Here is a 299-nt window from a genome sequence, read left to right as displayed (position 1 = left end):
AGTGTTTTGTAACGGTCATCAAGTTGACACTGTTTTTCTTCGCTGAAAGAACTTAGTGCGTCATCAAATACGTTTTTGTGTTGGATACCAATGGTACCTAAACGCCAGCCTGTTGCGCCAAAGTACTTAGAGAACGAGTAAACACAAAGTGTGTTGTATGGTAGTTTTGCAAATAGAGAAACGAAGTCATCGGCAAATGTACCGTATACGTCATCAGTGATGATGAATAGGTCACTGCGTTGCTCATTCACAAAGTTTGTTAGGTTCTCTAGAGTCTCGTCAGAGAATTTCACTGATGC

Annotated in this window: 1 protein-coding gene; it reads right to left on the bottom strand. The window is 40.8% G+C overall.

The features are described 5' to 3' along the window. A partial coding sequence (locus AB4375_RS21690) for an aminotransferase class I/II-fold pyridoxal phosphate-dependent enzyme (RefSeq protein ID WP_372052518.1) occupies nucleotides 1-299 on the bottom strand: 299 nt, incomplete at both ends.

This window comes from Vibrio sp. 10N.261.51.C6 (genome assembly GCF_041471785.1).
Lineage (GTDB): Bacteria > Pseudomonadota > Gammaproteobacteria > Enterobacterales > Vibrionaceae > Vibrio > Vibrio crassostreae_C.
The sequence above is the reverse complement of the archived record's forward strand: the minus strand, read 5'-3'. Positions and strand labels throughout refer to the sequence as shown.